We start from the raw sequence: 15,918 nt of genomic DNA, 5'->3' as shown, positions 1-15,918 counted from the left end.
CCAATTTCAAGGAGGAATATGCAATGAATGCAAAAAGACAAACAATTTGGCTCGTTTCGATGCTTAGCTTGATGGTGGTTCTGTCCGCGTACTATCTCTTTACTGAGGATGTGAACAAGCTTGATTTGGCATCTACAGATACGGCGGCGCAAACACAAGAAGTGAAAATCGATATGAGTCAAGCCGATGCTGCTGCTTCCAAAACCGATGCGACAAAAACCGATGTCAAAGCTGCAACAGGCACAGATGCCAAAACGGATGCAAAATCGGATGCATCGAAAACTACAACAAAAACAGATGCAAAAACAGATGCAAAAACAGATCCAGCTAAATCGACAACAGCAACTGACACAACCAAATCTACCGCCCAATCGATGAAAACAAACACATCGAAGACAGATGATCAAATCATTAAACAAGTTGAGGAACAAGCAAAAACAACCTCTGCAAGCGATTATTTCACGAACGAGCAAATGAAACAGCACGATTTATTCAGCAAAAAGTCATCCGATCTGATGGAAATCATCATCGATTCCAAACAAACGCCAGAAGCCGTCGTCAAAGCCAATAACGATTTAGCGAAGCTTTCAGACATTCAAGACAAAGTGGAAGGCCTGCAAGATGAGCTGTTGAAGGATTTTCCGCAAGCTATTGTCAACCAAGACGGCAACAGCTGGAAAGTGACGGTTCAAAGCGATAAACTTGAGAAAAGCCAAGGCGTTACGATTGTTGATATGGTTATGAAAGAGCTTGGCGCAGCTCCTGAAAATATTAAGATTCAATATGTTCGTCCCTAGTATCTAGAGACAAGCGTGTCGAATTGCGCGAAGCGATGGGAAGGGTCCTGCCAAACTGGACTCTTTCCATTTCTTACGTTTATGGGTATAATACATACGTTGCGGCTAAGCCTACCCAGCAAACCCGCAGGTAAACGGTTCACCAACTTTGAAGGAGTGACTTGTAATGTTCAAATTGAGTGAAATCAAAGAGTTGATTAAACTCGTCGATCAATCCTCTTTACAAGAGCTTGAAATCGAAAACGAAGGCGCACGCCTTATGATCCGCAAGCCGAATAAAACAGAATCCGTTCTTGTAACCGCGGCACCTGTACAACACTCATATGCTCCCGTTGGACAAGCAAGCGTTGCCACACACGCGCCTGCTGCTCTGGAATCTTCAGTACCTACAACGAATGGAAATGCTAAGCAAGAGGACTCATCTTTACATAAGATTGTTTCGCCAATGGTAGGAACCTTCTACCAGTCTGCTTCCCCTGGCTCTGCTCCTTTCGCAAGCGTTGGTTCCAAAGTAGGCGACAAATCGGTTGTCTGCATCGTGGAAGCCATGAAACTGATGAATGAAATCGAAGCGGAAATTAAAGGTGAAATCGTCGAGATTCTCGTAGAAAACGGTCAACTCGTTGAGTATGGACAACCTTTATTTTTGGTGAGACCGGAGTAAGCGTGCTTACGAGGCATGTTTTCCTAATCAAAACTCAGGAAATGCTTACGAAGCAAGTTTTCCTAAAGGAAAACTCTTAGGAGGTAGAAAGATGAAGTTTCATAAAATCCTTATTGCGAATCGCGGCGAAATAGCGGTTCGGATTATTCGGGCTTGTCGAGAACTCGGCATTTACAGTGTAGCCGTTTATTCAGAAGCCGACCGAGACGCCCTTCATGTGCGTCTTGCCGATGAAGCTTATTGCATCGGGCCGACTGCTTCGAAGGACAGCTACTTGAATTTCACGAATCTGATGAGCGTAGCAACATTAACGGAGTGTGATGCCATTCATCCAGGTTACGGATTTTTGGCGGAAAATGCGGATTTCGCTGAAATTTGCGAAAGCTGCAATATTACGTTTATTGGGCCTTCCCCAGATGCAATTAGCAGAATGGGAGACAAAGCCGTCGCAAAGCAAACGATGAAGGAAGCCAGAGTTCCTATCATTCCAGGTTCAGACGGATTGGTAGAACATATTGAAGATGCCGTGACGATTGCCAGGGATATTGGATATCCGGTCATTATTAAAGCTACGGCTGGCGGCGGTGGCAAAGGCATTCGTATCGCGGATAACGAGGATATGCTCGTTAGCCAAATTACGGCAGCGCAGCAAGAAGCGCAGAATGCTTTTGGCAATGCCGGCATTTATTTGGAAAAATACTTAACAGGCATGAAGCATGTTGAGATTCAAATTATAGCTGATAAGCATGGCAATGTTGTTCACTTAGGTGAGCGCGATTGTTCGGTTCAACGCCGCAGACAAAAGCTTGTCGAGGAAGCGCCTTGTCCAATTCTTACGCCAGACATTCGTAAGGCGATGGGAGAGGCTGCCGTCCGCGCGGCGCAGGCGGTTTCTTATTCCGGCGCAGGCACACTCGAATTTTTGCTCGGTCCAGACGGTAAATTTTACTTTATGGAAATGAATACAAGAATTCAAGTTGAGCATCCGGTAACGGAGATGATCACTGGCATTGATATTATCAAGGAAATGATTCATGTTGCAGAAGGCGATCCATTATCCTTTGGACAAGAGGATGTTAAAATCAATGGATGGGCAATTGAATGCCGTGTTAATGCAGAGGATCCGAATAGGAATTTCATGCCATCGGCAGGTCAGGTCAGATTTTATTTGCCTCCAGGGGGATTTGGCGTTCGGGTAGACAGTGCTGTGTATCCAGGGTATACCATTCCTCCGCATTATGATTCCATGATCGCGAAGCTGATCGTTTGGGGGACTTCGCGCGAGGATGCCATAGCCCGTATGAAGAGAGCGCTCACGGAATTTGCGGTTGAAGGCGTGAATACGACAATCCCATTCCATTTGAAGTTGCTTGAACACAAGAAATTTATCAAGGGCGACCATGATATTAAGTTCTTGGAAGAACATGATATCAACGATCCGGAATCGTAGACAAACGTTTGTCATATTTTTGAGGGAATGGTATAGTTATTAATTAGGACGACTTCTCCAAAAAGTCAAAGACAGATTATTTTTTCGACGCCAGTTTTGCTGGTGAAACACACAGTAGACACTTTCGAAGCAAGTTTGCTGTGCAAACTCAAGTATTGCTTACGAAGCAAGTTTGCTGTGCAAACTCTAAGGAGGTGCCACAATGAGCACAATCGCTCCGGACTACGTCAAAACGGATATGGGCAGCATCCAAATTGCCCCCGAGGTTATCGAAATCATTGCCGGTTTGGCAACGGTGGAAGTTCAGGGTGTAGCAGGGATGAGCGGAGGATTAGCAGGCGGTATCGCTGAATTGCTAGGACGCAAAAATTTGTCCAAAGGCGTAAAAGTAGAAGTGGGACAGCGTGAAGCTGCCATTGACGTCTCCATCATCATTGAATATGGGAATCGGATTCCTGAAGTGGCAAGCAGCATTCAGCAGAATGTGAAACTTGCGATTGAATCGATGACCGGTTTGAACGTTGTTGAAGTCAATGTTCATATTCATGATGTTCATTTCAAACAAACAGAAAAACCGATCGAAGAAGAAACAGCAGCTGCTCATCGTGTGAAATAAAGAGGAAATGCTGAATTCATATGGATCAATTGAAACCCCCTACAGGTTTGCAGGGGGTTTCCTCTAGCCAAGAAGATAGCATGGTTTTCAGGTGGAAACAGGCTCACTTATTGGCGCTAGAACGCACCTCTATACGTGGTCGCTTATTGCCAAATGACTGCGATAGAGGTTTTCTCACTATGGGAAGGGGATAAGCTTACGTGGGTAAAATTGTAGACAGGCTTTTACTGCTTCTCTATAGCCTAATTGTATTCGTGGCTTCAATCATCGTGCTGTGTACGGCGAGCAGTTGGATTCCTAAAGCGCAAGCGGATCTGACATTAAACAATTTCTATATGGACAAAAACTATGCTTATCCGGCTATCGTTATCAGTTTGATCGTTCTACTCATTAGTATTCGATTTCTCTTTATTGCGCTGCGCCGCAGCCGTTCGCAAGCTCCCTCTATTGATCAACGCACCGACTTTGGCGACATTCGGATTTCCATGGAAACGGTTGAAAATTTGTCGTTGAAGGCAGCTGGACGCACAAAAGGCGTAAAGGATTTGCGCGCACGGGTGAAAGTCAATCAATCTGGATTAGAAATAACGATTCGTACCGTTGTCGACGGGGAAACATCTATTCCTGAGCTTACGGAAGATATGCAAAGCACAGTGAAAAATTACATTGAAGAGATTACTGGCATCCCCGTAGCTAACGTAACCGTATTCGTAGCGAACATCGTGCAATCAGCGCCAACATTTAAAAGCCGAGTCGAATAGAGGTGAACCCACTCATGTGGAAGGAACTGTGGGACCAGCACAGGGGCAAAGTAATCGGAGTGGCAGCAGGCGTTTTCTTCGGCTTCATTTATTTGTTTTTTGGTTTTTGGGACATGCTGATCTTTGCATTCATCGTCCTAGTAGGGTATTATGTCGGCTACAAGCTGGATCGTAGAGAAAGTTTCGTGCTGCTTGAAGACATTTGGCGCTATCTCACCCAAAAATGGAGAATGTTTCGCTAAAATCCCTGGTACATCCATGGATTTTTTTGTTTGGATTGGCTTCAAAATGACGTATACTAGTAACAAAGAAGTTGGGTCGAACAGTCGTATCACTTGAATGCTCAACCTAGTCAGCGCTTACGAAGAAAGTTTTGCTTGGCAAAACTCAGCAATGCTTACGATGAAAGTTTTGCTATCGCAAAACTCTTAGGAGGATCACAATGAAACGCAGAGTTGCACGTGAAATTGCATTACAGAGCTTATACCAGATTCAAATGAATGAAGCATCGCCTAAGGAAGCTGTTCAAATTGCGGTTCACGAAGCCGAGAATGACAATGAGGCTCAGCTTGATATCTCGGGTGAGAAGATTTCCCCTTCGTTTATTTATGAACTAGTGGAAGGTACCTTTGATAATAAAGTTAGAATTGATCAGTTGCTTGAGGAGTATTTAAAGGGTTGGCAGATGGACAGGCTCTCACGGATCGATCGCGAAGTGTTGAGACTAGCGGTTTACGAAATGCTGTACAGAGATGATGTGCCGCCCAAAGTAGTGGTCAATGAGGCCATTGATCTGGCGAAACACTTTGGTACGGACGAATCGGGGAAATTTGTCAACGGGGTTCTGGGTAAAATGATTAAAGAACTGGACGACTTGAAGATTAAAGCTTTGCAACCTTAAATGTACCGGCAGCACCTCTATTTATACTTAATACAAAGTCTTAAACACGTCATAGAAGAAAAATTTAGTACATAGCATCATCGATGCATGACCAGCCAGTTTCTCTGGTTATTACAATCTTAGGGGGATTCAACTTGACAGCACAAGTCATTAACGGAAAAGAACTCGTTAGCTCGATTCGTGAGGAAATAAAAGCCGATGTCGCAGCGCTTACCGCGCAAGGCAACCAGCCTGGGCTCGTCGTTGTTATTGTTGGGGAAGATGCAGCGTCACAAGTCTATGTGCGCAATAAGGCGAAAGCTTGTGACGATGTAGGCATTTATTCGGAGGTCCATCGTTTGCCTGAAAGCACCACACAACAAGAATTAATTTCTCTTATTCATACTTTTAATGCGAATAGCCGCATCAACGGCATACTCGTACAGTCACCGCTGCCTAAACATATTGACGAAGAAAAAGTCGTGGACGAAATAGATCCGGCTAAAGACGTGGATTGTTTTCACCCTGTGAATGTGGGCAATCTCATGATTGGCAAGGATGGGATGAAACCTTGTACGCCTCATGGCGTCATTGAGATTCTGAAACGTACAGGCGTAGAAATAGCAGGCAAGCACGCGGTCGTTGTGGGAAGAAGCAACATTGTAGGCAAACCGATGGCTCTGCTGCTTCTTCGTGAAAATGCTACAGTGTCCGTTGTGCACTCCCGCACGCCGAATATGGAAGAAATTACGAAGCAAGCGGATATTCTTGTTGTTGCTGTAGGTAAAGCGCATTTGATTACAGCTCGCCATGTCAAACCGGGAGCTGTCGTGATTGATGTTGGCATGAACCGTCCAGCTGATGGCAAGCTCACTGGAGATGTGGATTTTGAGGCTGTCAAAGAGGTCGCCAGTTCGATCACGCCAGTTCCTGGGTGTGTAGGTCCGATGACCATCACGATGCTGCTTCGCAATACGGTAGACGCAGCAGAACGTGCTGCCAAAACGAATGCGAGCGTGTAACGCGTCTTATGGCTAAGAATGAGACGAAGATTTTATCCGTCAAGGATTTGAACCGATATATCAAGATGATGCTTGAAGGCGACAATCGCCTTCAAGATGTTTGGGTTCGCGGTGAAATATCTAACTTTACCCATCATTCCAGCGGTCATATGTATTTTACGCTGAAGGATGCGGACGGCAGACTGAAAAGCATTATGTTTGCCTCGCATAATCAGCGGCTAGGCTTTATTCCAAAAGAGGGCACGAGAGTGATTGCCCGCGGCAATATTTCCGTCTATGAAAGAGACGGAGCTTATCAGTTTTATGTGACGACGATGCAGCCGGATGGGGTCGGCAGTCTGTTTCTCGCTTTCGAGCAGCTGAAAAGGAAGCTCGAAGGAGAAGGACTGTTTGCGGCAGAGCGCAAAAAACCGATTCCACGGTTTCCGCGCGCGATCGGCGTCATCACTTCTCCAACGGGGGCCGCTGTACGTGATATCATCATCACGCTTCAGCGACGCTTCCCGCAGGTTCCGATTCTCCTGTACCCTGTGCTTGTACAAGGTGCGCAGGCGGCGCCTTCGATCGTCAAAGCGATCGAAGCGATGAATCGGCTCGGTGAAGCCGACGTGCTTATCGTTGGCCGCGGCGGCGGCTCACTCGAGGAGTTGTGGGCGTTCAACGAGGAAGCGGTCGCGCGAAGCATCGCCGGCTCCGTGATTCCCGTCATTTCGGCCGTTGGCCACGAAACGGACTTCACGATCGCCGACTTCGTCGCCGATCTGAGAGCGCCGACGCCTACGGCGGCGGCCGAGCTTGCAGTGCCGCACCACCTCGAGCTGAAGCAGCAGCTTTCGCAGCAAGCGCAGAGGGTGCGTGGCGGGCTGCTTCAGCAGCTGCGGCGCAAACAGGAACGGCTGGATCGCGCGAAGCGCTCGCCGTTCCTGACGAACCCTCGCAGGCAGCTGCTGATGCAACCTGCGGAGCGCCTCGACCGGCTGGCGGAGCAGCTCGGTTACCGCATGCGGCAGCGCTTGTCGCGGCTAGCCGAACGGCACATGAAGCTGGAGCGCAAGCTATCCAGCTTCAATCCTACCGAGCAGGCCGTGTTTGCGAAGCGACGCTTGGAAACCTCGCGGCGGCAAATGCTCACGGCCATGCAATCACTCCTGCGCGAGAAGAAGCAGGAGTGGCAGTCCAGCGTCCGTCATCTGGACGCGCTTAGCCCGCTGAAGGTTATGCAGCGCGGCTACAGCTTGGCGTATGACGATGAGGAACAGACGCTTATTCGTTCCACGCGTCAGGTTGCGGTCGGGGATAGGGTCAGGATCCGGCTGAAGGACGGAAGGTTGGATTGTCAAGTCACGGGGATGGAGGAGAACAAAGATGTCAAGTCATGAAACGGAAGTTAGCTTTGAACAGGCAATGGAGCAGTTGGAACGTATCGTAGCTCAACTAGAAAGCAGCGATGTGCCCTTGGAGAAAGCCATTGAGCTCTATCAAGAAGGGGTTCGGCTATCGCATTTGTGCGGCGTGAAGCTCGAGCAGGTGGAGAAGAAAATTGAGATGCTGGTGGAGGGAGAAGCAGGGGTTACTCGGAAACCTTTCCAGCCAGCTTTGGAAGATAAGGGGAATTAGCTTGAATAAAACGAGCGCGATTGGCGAATACATAGCATTAAACGTAGATAGAATCGAATCGGAATTAGCTCAATCGCTTCCTTCGGGTTGGAAGGTTCCCCTCTCGCTTCGAGAGTCCATGAACTATTCGCTCATGGCAGGCGGGAAGCGTTTGCGCCCCATTCTTGTTCTCGCAGCAGCCGAAGCGCTAGGCGGTTCCATAGAAGCGGCGCTTCCTGTCGCCTGTGCAATCGAAATGGTTCACACCTATTCGTTGATTCATGACGACCTGCCGGCAATGGATAACGACGATTACCGCAGAGGCAAGCTCACGAATCACAAGGTATATGGAGAAGCGATGGCCATCTTGGCTGGAGACGCACTTCTCACTCAAGCTTTCTACAGCATTTCACAAGCGCATAAAAGCTTTGGCGTTCCTGCTGAACGCGTGCTGGCGATTACGGAAGAACTGTCTGTCTTTGCTGGTGCACGAGGCATGGTGGGCGGACAAGCCGCTGATATGCTTGGGGAGCAAGGCATCACAAAGCTTGAAGAACTGGAGTACATCCATACGCATAAAACAAGCGATTTGATTGTGTTCTCCTTACGTGCCGGCGGTCACCTTGCAGGAGCTTCGGAAGAGCAGTTGGTGGCTTTCACCCAATTCGGCCATTCAATTGGACTCGCCTTTCAAATTCAAGATGATATTCTGGATCTCATCGGAGATGAGAAGAAGCTTGGCAAGCCTGTGAAGAGCGACATTCAGCAACAGAAGGTAACCTATCCGTATTTCATTGGCCTGGAAGCATCGGAGATGAAGGTCAAGGAACTGACGAATCTGGCTAAAACTGCGCTGCTGCAAGCGAATATAGCTAACCCTGAGCGATTGCTTCAATTAGCGGATTACTTGATGCAAAGGGATCATTAGCACATTTTTTAAACGTGCAAAGGTTTTGCGGGGTTCTGACAGTTTACATGTGCTGCCCTGATTTATGGTATAATGTTGTCATCTTAGCATTTTCACATTGAAAGTGAGGAAACAAGCGTGCTGCTCGAACAAATCAATCAGCCTGAGGACTTGAAGCGTTTATCCTTGCCAGAGCTTGAGACATTGGCCGGTGAAATCCGTCAATTTCTGATTGAAAAGCTATCTGTCACAGGCGGACACCTTGCGCCTAACTTAGGAGTGGTTGAGCTTACACTCGCTTTGCATACCCTGTTCCACAGCCCGTATGATAAATTGATTTTTGACGTAGGACACCAAGCTTACGTTCACAAAATATTGACAGGACGCAAAGATAAATTCGACACCTTGCGGAAATACAAAGGGTTATGCGGTTTTGTTAAGCGCTCCGAAAGTGAACATGATGTCTGGGAAGCCGGTCATAGCTCTACTTCGCTGTCAGCAGCGATGGGTATGGCTTTGGCGCGTGATTTGAAGGGCGAACATAACAAGGTCGTAGCAATTATCGGAGACGGCTCGATTACAGGCGGTATGGCACTTGAAGCCATGAATCATATCGGTCATGAAAAGAAAAATATTATGGTCATTTTGAATGACAATGAAATGTCGATTGCGCCCAACGTCGGGGCTATTCATAATTATTTGAGCAAAATTCGTTCGGATCGCCATTATCTGAAGGCGAAAGAAGAAGTTGAAATCTTACTTAAGAAAATTCCTGCCATCGGCGGAACGCTGGCCAAAACAGCGGAGAAGCTGAAGGACAGTCTTAAATATTTTGTACTGAACGGCGTTTGGTTTGAAGAACTTGGGTTTACTTATATTGGTCCAGTCGACGGTCATAACTTGCCGTTGTTAATAGATACGCTCAAGCAAGCTGAAAAAGTGAACGGGCCTGTACTCGTTCACGTCGTAACTATGAAAGGCAAAGGTTACACGCCGGCAGAGAAGGATTCCCATACTTGGCACGGCCTAGGGCCCTATAAGATTGAATCCGGTCAAGTATTGAAATCCGTTGGGCCACCGATGTATACAGAGGTATTTGGCAACACGTTGATCGAGCTAGGAGAGAAGGACGCTAGAATCGTCGCTGTGACGCCAGCGATGCCTGGCGGTTCCGGTCTATTGAAGTTCGCGAAGCAATTTCCCAATCGGATGATTGATGTGGGAATAGCGGAACAACATGCCGCTACATTATGCGCAGGACTTGCCAGCGAAGGATTGAAGCCTGTTTTTGCTGTGTATTCGACATTCTTGCAAAGAGCCTATGATCAGGTTGTTCATGACATTTGCCGTCCGAAGCTGAATGTTACCTTTGCCATTGATCGCGCTGGCTTTGTCGGTCCAGATGGCGAGACGCATCAAGGTGTTTATGACATCTCGTTTTTACGCACGCTGCCGAATATGGTGCTGATGATGCCAAAAGATGAGCGTGAGTTGCGCGATATGATGCAGACGGCGCTTGAATATAAGGACGGACCGATTGCCTATCGATATCCGCGAATTAATGGTACGGGTGCGAGCATCGAGCAAGCGCCTCAAGCAATTGCGATTGGAACCTGGGAAACGGTTCGCGAGGGCGATTATGCTGCTGTACTTGCCGTTGGTCCGATGGTACAGCTTGCAGAGGAAGCCTCTGAGCAGCTTGCCAAAGAAGGCATCAACTTACGTGTAGTAAATGCCCGGTTTATTAAACCATTGGATGAGTCCTACCTGCTGCAGCTAGCCAAGGATTCGACACCCATCATTACGATGGAAGAAGGTTCCATCCAAGGAGGCTTTGGCAGCGCGGTTATGGAGTTTTATGCAGCGAAAAACGTCGTGGGCTTGCCAATCAAAGTTCTTGGCATTCCTGATTATTTCGTTGAGCATGGATCTGTCGCGCAGCAGCGCGAGGAAGTCGGACTCACCGTCCAGAATCTCATTGCCGAAGTAAAGAAGCTTATGCCTCTCAAACGCCAACGGGCTTAAAGAATAGGAGTTAACCCATTCACATGTCATCGGATAAAGAACGTATCGATATATTGCTCCTGGAGCAGGGGTATTATGAAAGCAGGGAAAAAGCAAAGGCCGCCATTATGGCAGGCCTTGTTTTTGCAGATGAGGAGCCTGTCGATAAGGCAGGCATGAAAATTAGCCGGAGCGCCGTTCTTAAGGTGAAAGGTGCTCTCCACCCCTACGTTAGCCGTGGAGGCCTTAAGCTGGAAAAGGCGCTTAAACAGTTTGAGATTAACGTGGAAGGCGCAGTCATGCTAGATATCGGTGCTTCAACAGGTGGTTTTACAGACTGCGCCTTGCAAAACGGCGCTTCCTATGTTTATGCCATCGACGTTGGCTATAACCAGCTCGATTGGTCGATTCGTAACCATGAGCGAGTCAATGTCATGGAGCGCACGAATTTCCGCTTTACCAAAGCGGAGGATTTGATCGGTCCTTCTCCTACTTTTGCATCGATTGATGTGTCTTTTATTTCACTTCGTATTATTTTGCCACCGCTCAAGGAAATCTTGAAGGATCGGGGCAGCGTAGTTGCTCTTATTAAGCCGCAATTTGAAGCAGGGCGGGAGAAAGTCGGTAAATCTGGTGTTGTGCGCGATCCTGGCGTACACGAAGAAGTACTTACTGCAGTACTTACATTTGCTGAAGAACTGGGCTTTGCTTTAAAGGGACTTACGTACTCACCAATCACTGGAGGCGAAGGGAATATTGAATTTCTTGCCTATTGGACCTGTGGAAATGAGGAAAATTCCAGTCACGAGGGTTCTTTGAAGCTGCTTATTTCTACTACGGTGAAAGAAGCGCAGAAATTGCACGGCAAATAAACTCATCTTAGCGTTCGCGAACCCCAGCGGCCCAGAGATGGGTTTTTTGCTAGAAAATAAAGGGTTTTCCGAGTAAATCCGCGAATACTATGGCGAGGTGATGGACATGGAGAAGGGCGATGTCATAGTCATTTTGCTAATTCTGATTGGGGTTGTGTGTTATTTCATTTGGCGCTTTCAGCGATGGCTTCAACCACCGATCAAGCGAGGGTTTCGGATCCCTTCTATGTCAGAGGAAATCCCTCAGGATGATGTTGTGGAGTTGCTGGAGGGTGCGGGATTCGATGTAATTGGCGGTAAAACCAAGATCCCCATTACGATTACTGTAGATGATCGTGAGCAGCTTGAAAGCCGGCTCTTTATCGATTATTTTGCTCAGAAGGAAAAGAAATTATTTCTTGTCAAAGTAGCTAAGGAACGAAAACCCCTCGAAATGACTGGAAGTTCTGTACGTGACATGCTGCTCCCCTATAGTCTGATATATCCGGAGGCAGCAGGAGTGCTCTATGTCGATATGGGGCAAAACAAAATCAAAAAAATCACATTTCATATAGAGGTGTAAGCATGAAGGGTCAACGGCATGTGAAAATCAGAGAAATCATAACGAATCACGAAATTGAAACGCAGGATGAACTAGTAGAATCCCTTCGGGCCGCGAGCTTTCACGTTACACAAGCGACAGTATCGCGAGATATCAAAGAACTTCATCTTATTAAAGTGCCCTTGGATGACGGCCGATACAAATATTCAATGCCGGCGGATCAACGTTTTAATCCAATGCAGCGGCTGCGCAGGGCGTTAAGCGACCATTTTGTCAGTATCGATTTTACAGATAATCTGGTTGTGATGAAATGCTTGCCGGGAACGGCGAACACGATATGTGCGTTAATCGATAACTTGGATTGGCAAGAGGTCATGGGAACAATCTGTGGCGATGATACGATTTTAGTCATTTGCCGCGGCAAGGAAAATAGTCAAACGTTTGTTAATCAAGTGATGTCATTATTATCCTAAACTAGGGAGGCATTCATGCTCACAGAACTTTCGATTCGAAATTTGGCCGTTATTGAACATGTACATATACGCTTTAAAAGCGGTTTTCATGTGTTGACAGGGGAAACGGGTGCAGGTAAATCCATTATCATCGATGCGCTTACGCTTATCGTAGGGGGAAGAGGCTCATCGGATCTTGTGCGTTACGGAGCGGATAAAGCGGAGATAGAAGCCATGTTCGAATTGCCGCCTGCCCATCCCGTTTGGGCTACGCTTACAAATCTCGGTATTCAGGCCGATGCCAGTGAGCATCTGTTAATTCGCAGAGAAATTACTGCCTCCGGGAAAAGCTCCAGCCGTATAAACGGTCAGCTTGTTAATTTAACGATGCTGCGAGAGACTGGCGAGTGGCTCGTTAATATCCATGGTCAACACGAGCATCAATCTCTGCTCGATGTCGAGGAACATATTCACTCATTGGACCTTTTTGCAGAAGCTGAAATTCGTTCAGCCAAGAAAATCTATCAAGCTTCCTATGATGAATATATGAAATTGCAAAAGGATTTGAAAGAGCTGCAGGAAACGAGCAAGCAGTCGCTCCAAATGCTAGATTTATACCGCTTTCAGATTGACGAGCTATCCGCGGCGAAGCTGAAAATCGGCGAGGACGAGTCTCTTCTCGAAGAGAAAAGGAAACTCGCAAATGCAGAGAAGCTGTATCAAAGCTCATCGGAAGCTTATGATTTCCTCTATGCGACGAATCGCGGCTTGGACGCGACAGGCAAGGCTGTTGCACGCTTACAGGACATCGTTCAACTTGATCCTAGCAAGCTGGGGCCATTGCTGGAACAAGCTCAATCCGCTTATTATCAGCTTGAGGATGCGGCTTATCAGCTTCGCGATTATCGCGAGGAGATCGAATTTAATCCGGCTCGACTGGATTTCATTGAACAACGGCTCGACACAATCAATTCACTGCGACGAAAATATGGTGAGAATATTCAAGAAATGCTTATCTATTTGGACAAAATCACGAAAGAAGTTGACACCATCGAGAATAAAGACGATCATATCCGCAAACTGGAAGATCAGCTCGCCAAGGAAGAGAAGCAGCTCGGTATCGCGGCTTTGGATTTATCGAATATCCGCAAAGGGATTGCTCAGCAGCTTGCTGCCCAAATTGAAATCGAACTGCGTGATCTCCAAATGGAACGCACTCAGTTCCGGGTTCAAGTTGAACATATTTTGGATGAGCGGGGCATTGAAGTCGATGGCAATCGTGTGCGTTTCTCCAGGCAAGGTATCGATCAGGTAGAGTTTCTGATGGCTCCGAATCCTGGCGAACCACTTCGCGGGTTAAGCAAAATTGCATCCGGCGGAGAGCTCTCCCGCATCATGTTAGCAATGAAGACGATTTTTGCGCGTGTTGACCAAATTCCTGTACTCGTTTTCGATGAGGTGGATACGGGGGTAAGCGGCCGCGCGGCACAAGCGATTGCCGAGAAAATGTCAGCACTTTCCGGCAGCTGCCAAGTGTTCTCCATTACGCATTTACCGCAAGTAGCCAGCTTCGCAGACGTTCACTTCTACATACATAAAGAGGTAGATCAGGAACGCACGTTTACAAGGGTTCAGGATCTTCATGAATCGGGGCAAGTGCAAGAATTGGCTCGCATGCTTGGCGGCGTAGAAGTAACTGAAACGACGCTGCATCATGCAGGGGAAATGCTTGCCATGGCACATAATAAGAAAATAAGGGTATGAAAGTATAGATAGTCATCATTTTCAGTTATAAAACGGGGGGAGTGGGGTTAACTTATAGGTACGCATTTGACGAGGCTGTTCGTCAGGGCTCAGGAAGTTAGAAGGAGCGTGAAAATAGTGCAATCCAGCAAAAGAAAAAGATTGATTGGTCTTCTGCTCGTCTTCTTCGTTTGTATGGTTAGTTTGTCCGCACCTTTCCAAAGCTTTGCCTCTTTTCCTCAGGAACTTCGCTTATTCAGCGGCCAAGGAAAGCAGCTCCAGTTGACGATGCCGGTCAATGCCCAGATAACGGTTAAAGATCCGGATATCGTGAAAGTTAATGGCAGTGCTGAGCACTCATTTCAAGTTAATTTGAACGAACCCCTCTCTTTGCAATCCGACCGTTCCGGGCAAACGGAAATGAAGCTTAAGCTTTTTGGCGCTATTCCGCTGAAAACAGTCAAGGTCAATGTCGTACCTGATTTAAAAGTCATCCCAGGCGGTCAGACTATCGGCGTCAAAATCAAGTCTGCCGGTATTTTGGTTGTAGGTCATCATCTCGTAACTGTTGCACAAGACCAAAAGGTTTCCCCAGGGGAAGAAGCAAAAATTCAAGTCGGTGACCTCATAACCAAGATCAACGGCAAAGATTCTAAAGATGTCAGCAAAGTAGCTGAGCTGGTTGCCAAATCTGGTGAGAGCAAGACACCGCTCGACCTGAGCATTCTTCGTAATAATGAGGAAATTCAAGTAAAGCTTCAACCTGCTTATGATGTTGTGGACAAGTCGTATCGTTTAGGCTTGTACATCCGCGATTCCGCTGCCGGTGTTGGCACATTAACGTTCTATGCCCCTGATCAGGGCGTTTACGGCGCTCTCGGTCACGTCATAACGGATATGGACACGCAGACCCCCATTATTGTTGGCGAAGGCGATATTGTCTATTCTAACGTGACTTCGATCTCAAAAAGCCATAACGGCGAGCCTGGCGAGAAACGAGCAACATTGTATAAAGACAGTAAAGTGATCGGGAATATTGAGAAAAATACGAGCTTCGGCATATTCGGAAAAATGTATACAGCACCAGACCATAGCTTGGATAAGAACGCTATCCCTGTTGCCTTTGCAGAAGAAGTCAAGGAAGGTTCGGCTCAAATCTATACCGTAGTAGAAGGTCAGAAGGTTGAGAAATTTGACATTCAAGTTGTTCATGTCTCCAAACAAGATTTTCCCGCAACGAAAGGGATGGTCATTAAAATTACCGATCCTAGACTGCTGGAAAAAACAGGCGGCATCGTGCAGGGAATGAGCGGCAGTCCCATTATTCAGAATGGAAAAATGATCGGAGCGGTTACCCACGTCTTCGTCAACGATCCTACCAGTGGTTATGGTTGTTTCATTGAATGGATGCTTCAAGATTCCGGCATCATATTAAGACCTACATCCGCAGAATCAAAGGCCAGTTAAAAGCCTTTGATTTTTTTCTTTCTCATCGGTTATTAAATTATCATGTTGATTTAGTGTCATTTTAATCTTTTTTTACATGATGGCATGATTCTATATTGACTTTGTCGAAAAATGTTGGAATTACAAGATAAATATACTATTATATA

17 protein-coding genes are annotated in these 15,918 nt (G+C 46.9%); all 17 read left to right on the top strand.

Going from position 1 to position 15,918, the window contains the following annotated elements; genetic code table 11:
- Positions 1 to 23: 23 nt before the first annotated feature.
- The 17 genes from ABRS97_RS08110 (at position 24) to spoIVB (ending at position 15,772) form a co-directional block, all read left to right on the top strand.
- Positions 24 to 797 carry a SpoIIIAH-like family protein gene (locus ABRS97_RS08110; protein WP_367812726.1) on the top strand — a complete coding sequence of 258 codons (774 nt, stop codon included), beginning with the start codon at positions 24 to 26 and terminating at the stop codon, positions 795 to 797.
- Between the two features lie 166 nt (positions 798 to 963).
- Positions 964 to 1,461, top strand: coding sequence for an acetyl-CoA carboxylase biotin carboxyl carrier protein (accB, locus tag ABRS97_RS08105; RefSeq protein ID WP_367812724.1), 498 nt, complete (start codon positions 964 to 966; stop codon positions 1,459 to 1,461).
- Positions 1,462 to 1,552: 91 nt separating this feature from the next.
- The gene (gene accC, locus ABRS97_RS08100; protein WP_367812722.1) at positions 1,553 to 2,911 is read left to right on the top strand and encodes an acetyl-CoA carboxylase biotin carboxylase subunit; all 1,359 of its coding nucleotides are present in this window, start codon (positions 1,553 to 1,555) and stop codon (positions 2,909 to 2,911) included.
- A gap of 202 nt (positions 2,912 to 3,113) precedes the next feature.
- Complete coding sequence (locus ABRS97_RS08095; RefSeq protein WP_367812720.1) at positions 3,114 to 3,527, top strand: Asp23/Gls24 family envelope stress response protein; 414 nt, start codon at positions 3,114 to 3,116, stop codon at positions 3,525 to 3,527.
- A 200-nt stretch (positions 3,528 to 3,727) separates the two neighbouring features.
- Positions 3,728 to 4,288, top strand: a complete 561-nt coding sequence (gene amaP / locus ABRS97_RS08090; protein WP_367812719.1) for an alkaline shock response membrane anchor protein AmaP — start codon at positions 3,728 to 3,730, stop codon at positions 4,286 to 4,288.
- A gap of 14 nt (positions 4,289 to 4,302) precedes the next feature.
- Entirely contained in the window at positions 4,303 to 4,530 is a 228-nt protein-coding gene (locus ABRS97_RS08085) for a DUF2273 domain-containing protein (protein WP_367812717.1), read from the top strand.
- A gap of 200 nt (positions 4,531 to 4,730) precedes the next feature.
- Complete coding sequence (gene nusB / locus ABRS97_RS08080; protein ID WP_367812715.1) at positions 4,731 to 5,189, top strand: transcription antitermination factor NusB; 459 nt, start codon at positions 4,731 to 4,733, stop codon at positions 5,187 to 5,189.
- A 134-nt stretch (positions 5,190 to 5,323) separates the two neighbouring features.
- Positions 5,324 to 6,190: a bifunctional methylenetetrahydrofolate dehydrogenase/methenyltetrahydrofolate cyclohydrolase FolD gene (gene folD, locus ABRS97_RS08075; protein WP_367812714.1), complete on the top strand. Its 867-nt coding sequence runs from the start codon at positions 5,324 to 5,326 to the stop codon at positions 6,188 to 6,190.
- 8 nt (positions 6,191 to 6,198) lie between these two features.
- The gene (gene xseA, locus ABRS97_RS08070) at positions 6,199 to 7,569 is read left to right on the top strand and encodes an exodeoxyribonuclease VII large subunit (protein WP_367812713.1); all 1,371 of its coding nucleotides are present in this window, start codon (positions 6,199 to 6,201) and stop codon (positions 7,567 to 7,569) included.
- The gene (gene xseB, locus ABRS97_RS08065) at positions 7,556 to 7,807 is read left to right on the top strand and encodes an exodeoxyribonuclease VII small subunit (protein ID WP_367812711.1); all 252 of its coding nucleotides are present in this window, start codon (positions 7,556 to 7,558) and stop codon (positions 7,805 to 7,807) included. The genes xseA and xseB overlap by 14 nt, the downstream gene beginning before the upstream one ends.
- A 1-nt stretch (position 7,808) precedes the next feature.
- Complete coding sequence (locus ABRS97_RS08060; protein WP_483312425.1) at positions 7,809 to 8,714, top strand: polyprenyl synthetase family protein; 906 nt, start codon at positions 7,809 to 7,811, stop codon at positions 8,712 to 8,714.
- A 117-nt stretch (positions 8,715 to 8,831) separates the two neighbouring features.
- Entirely contained in the window at positions 8,832 to 10,718 is a 1,887-nt protein-coding gene (gene dxs / locus ABRS97_RS08055; RefSeq protein ID WP_367812710.1) for a 1-deoxy-D-xylulose-5-phosphate synthase, read from the top strand.
- 23 nt (positions 10,719 to 10,741) lie between these two features.
- The gene (locus ABRS97_RS08050; RefSeq protein WP_367812709.1) at positions 10,742 to 11,569 is read left to right on the top strand and encodes a TlyA family RNA methyltransferase; all 828 of its coding nucleotides are present in this window, start codon (positions 10,742 to 10,744) and stop codon (positions 11,567 to 11,569) included.
- Positions 11,570 to 11,675: 106 nt separating this feature from the next.
- Complete coding sequence (locus ABRS97_RS08045; protein ID WP_367812707.1) at positions 11,676 to 12,131, top strand: hypothetical protein; 456 nt, start codon at positions 11,676 to 11,678, stop codon at positions 12,129 to 12,131.
- Between the two features lie 2 nt (positions 12,132 to 12,133).
- Positions 12,134 to 12,583 carry a transcriptional regulator AhrC/ArgR gene (gene ahrC, locus ABRS97_RS08040; protein ID WP_367812705.1) on the top strand — a complete coding sequence of 150 codons (450 nt, stop codon included), beginning with the start codon at positions 12,134 to 12,136 and terminating at the stop codon, positions 12,581 to 12,583.
- A 15-nt stretch (positions 12,584 to 12,598) separates the two neighbouring features.
- Positions 12,599 to 14,326, top strand: coding sequence for a DNA repair protein RecN (gene recN, locus ABRS97_RS08035; RefSeq protein WP_367812703.1), 1,728 nt, complete (start codon positions 12,599 to 12,601; stop codon positions 14,324 to 14,326).
- A 117-nt stretch (positions 14,327 to 14,443) separates the two neighbouring features.
- Positions 14,444 to 15,772, top strand: a complete 1,329-nt coding sequence (gene spoIVB, locus ABRS97_RS08030; RefSeq protein WP_367812883.1) for a SpoIVB peptidase — start codon at positions 14,444 to 14,446, stop codon at positions 15,770 to 15,772.
- Positions 15,773 to 15,918: the final 146 nt, after the last annotated feature.

The organism is Paenibacillus tabacirhizosphaerae, from assembly GCF_040812395.1.
In the GTDB taxonomy this organism is placed as follows: Bacteria; Bacillota; Bacilli; order Paenibacillales; family NBRC-103111; genus Paenibacillus_E.
Note: the sequence above shows the minus strand (reverse complement) of the source record. Positions and strands in the feature narration are given on the sequence as shown.

Bases quoted from the DNA above. Each gene is read 5' to 3' on its own strand.
- ABRS97_RS08110 (WP_367812726.1), top strand. From the start codon at position 24: ATGAATGCAAAAAGACAAACAATTTGGCTCGTTTCGATGCTTAGCTTG.
- accB (WP_367812724.1), top strand. From the start codon at position 964: ATGTTCAAATTGAGTGAAATCAAAGAGTTGATTAAACTCGTCGATCAA.
- accC (WP_367812722.1), top strand. From the start codon at position 1,553: ATGAAGTTTCATAAAATCCTTATTGCGAATCGCGGCGAAATAGCGGTT.
- ABRS97_RS08095 (WP_367812720.1), top strand. From the start codon at position 3,114: ATGAGCACAATCGCTCCGGACTACGTCAAAACGGATATGGGCAGCATC.
- ABRS97_RS08085 (WP_367812717.1), top strand. From the start codon at position 4,303: ATGTGGAAGGAACTGTGGGACCAGCACAGGGGCAAAGTAATCGGAGTG.
- nusB (WP_367812715.1), top strand. From the start codon at position 4,731: ATGAAACGCAGAGTTGCACGTGAAATTGCATTACAGAGCTTATACCAG.
- xseA (WP_367812713.1), top strand. From the start codon at position 6,199: ATGGCTAAGAATGAGACGAAGATTTTATCCGTCAAGGATTTGAACCGA.
- xseB (WP_367812711.1), top strand. From the start codon at position 7,556: ATGTCAAGTCATGAAACGGAAGTTAGCTTTGAACAGGCAATGGAGCAG.
- ABRS97_RS08050 (WP_367812709.1), top strand. From the start codon at position 10,742: ATGTCATCGGATAAAGAACGTATCGATATATTGCTCCTGGAGCAGGGG.
- ABRS97_RS08045 (WP_367812707.1), top strand. From the start codon at position 11,676: ATGGAGAAGGGCGATGTCATAGTCATTTTGCTAATTCTGATTGGGGTT.
- ahrC (WP_367812705.1), top strand. From the start codon at position 12,134: ATGAAGGGTCAACGGCATGTGAAAATCAGAGAAATCATAACGAATCAC.
- recN (WP_367812703.1), top strand. From the start codon at position 12,599: ATGCTCACAGAACTTTCGATTCGAAATTTGGCCGTTATTGAACATGTA.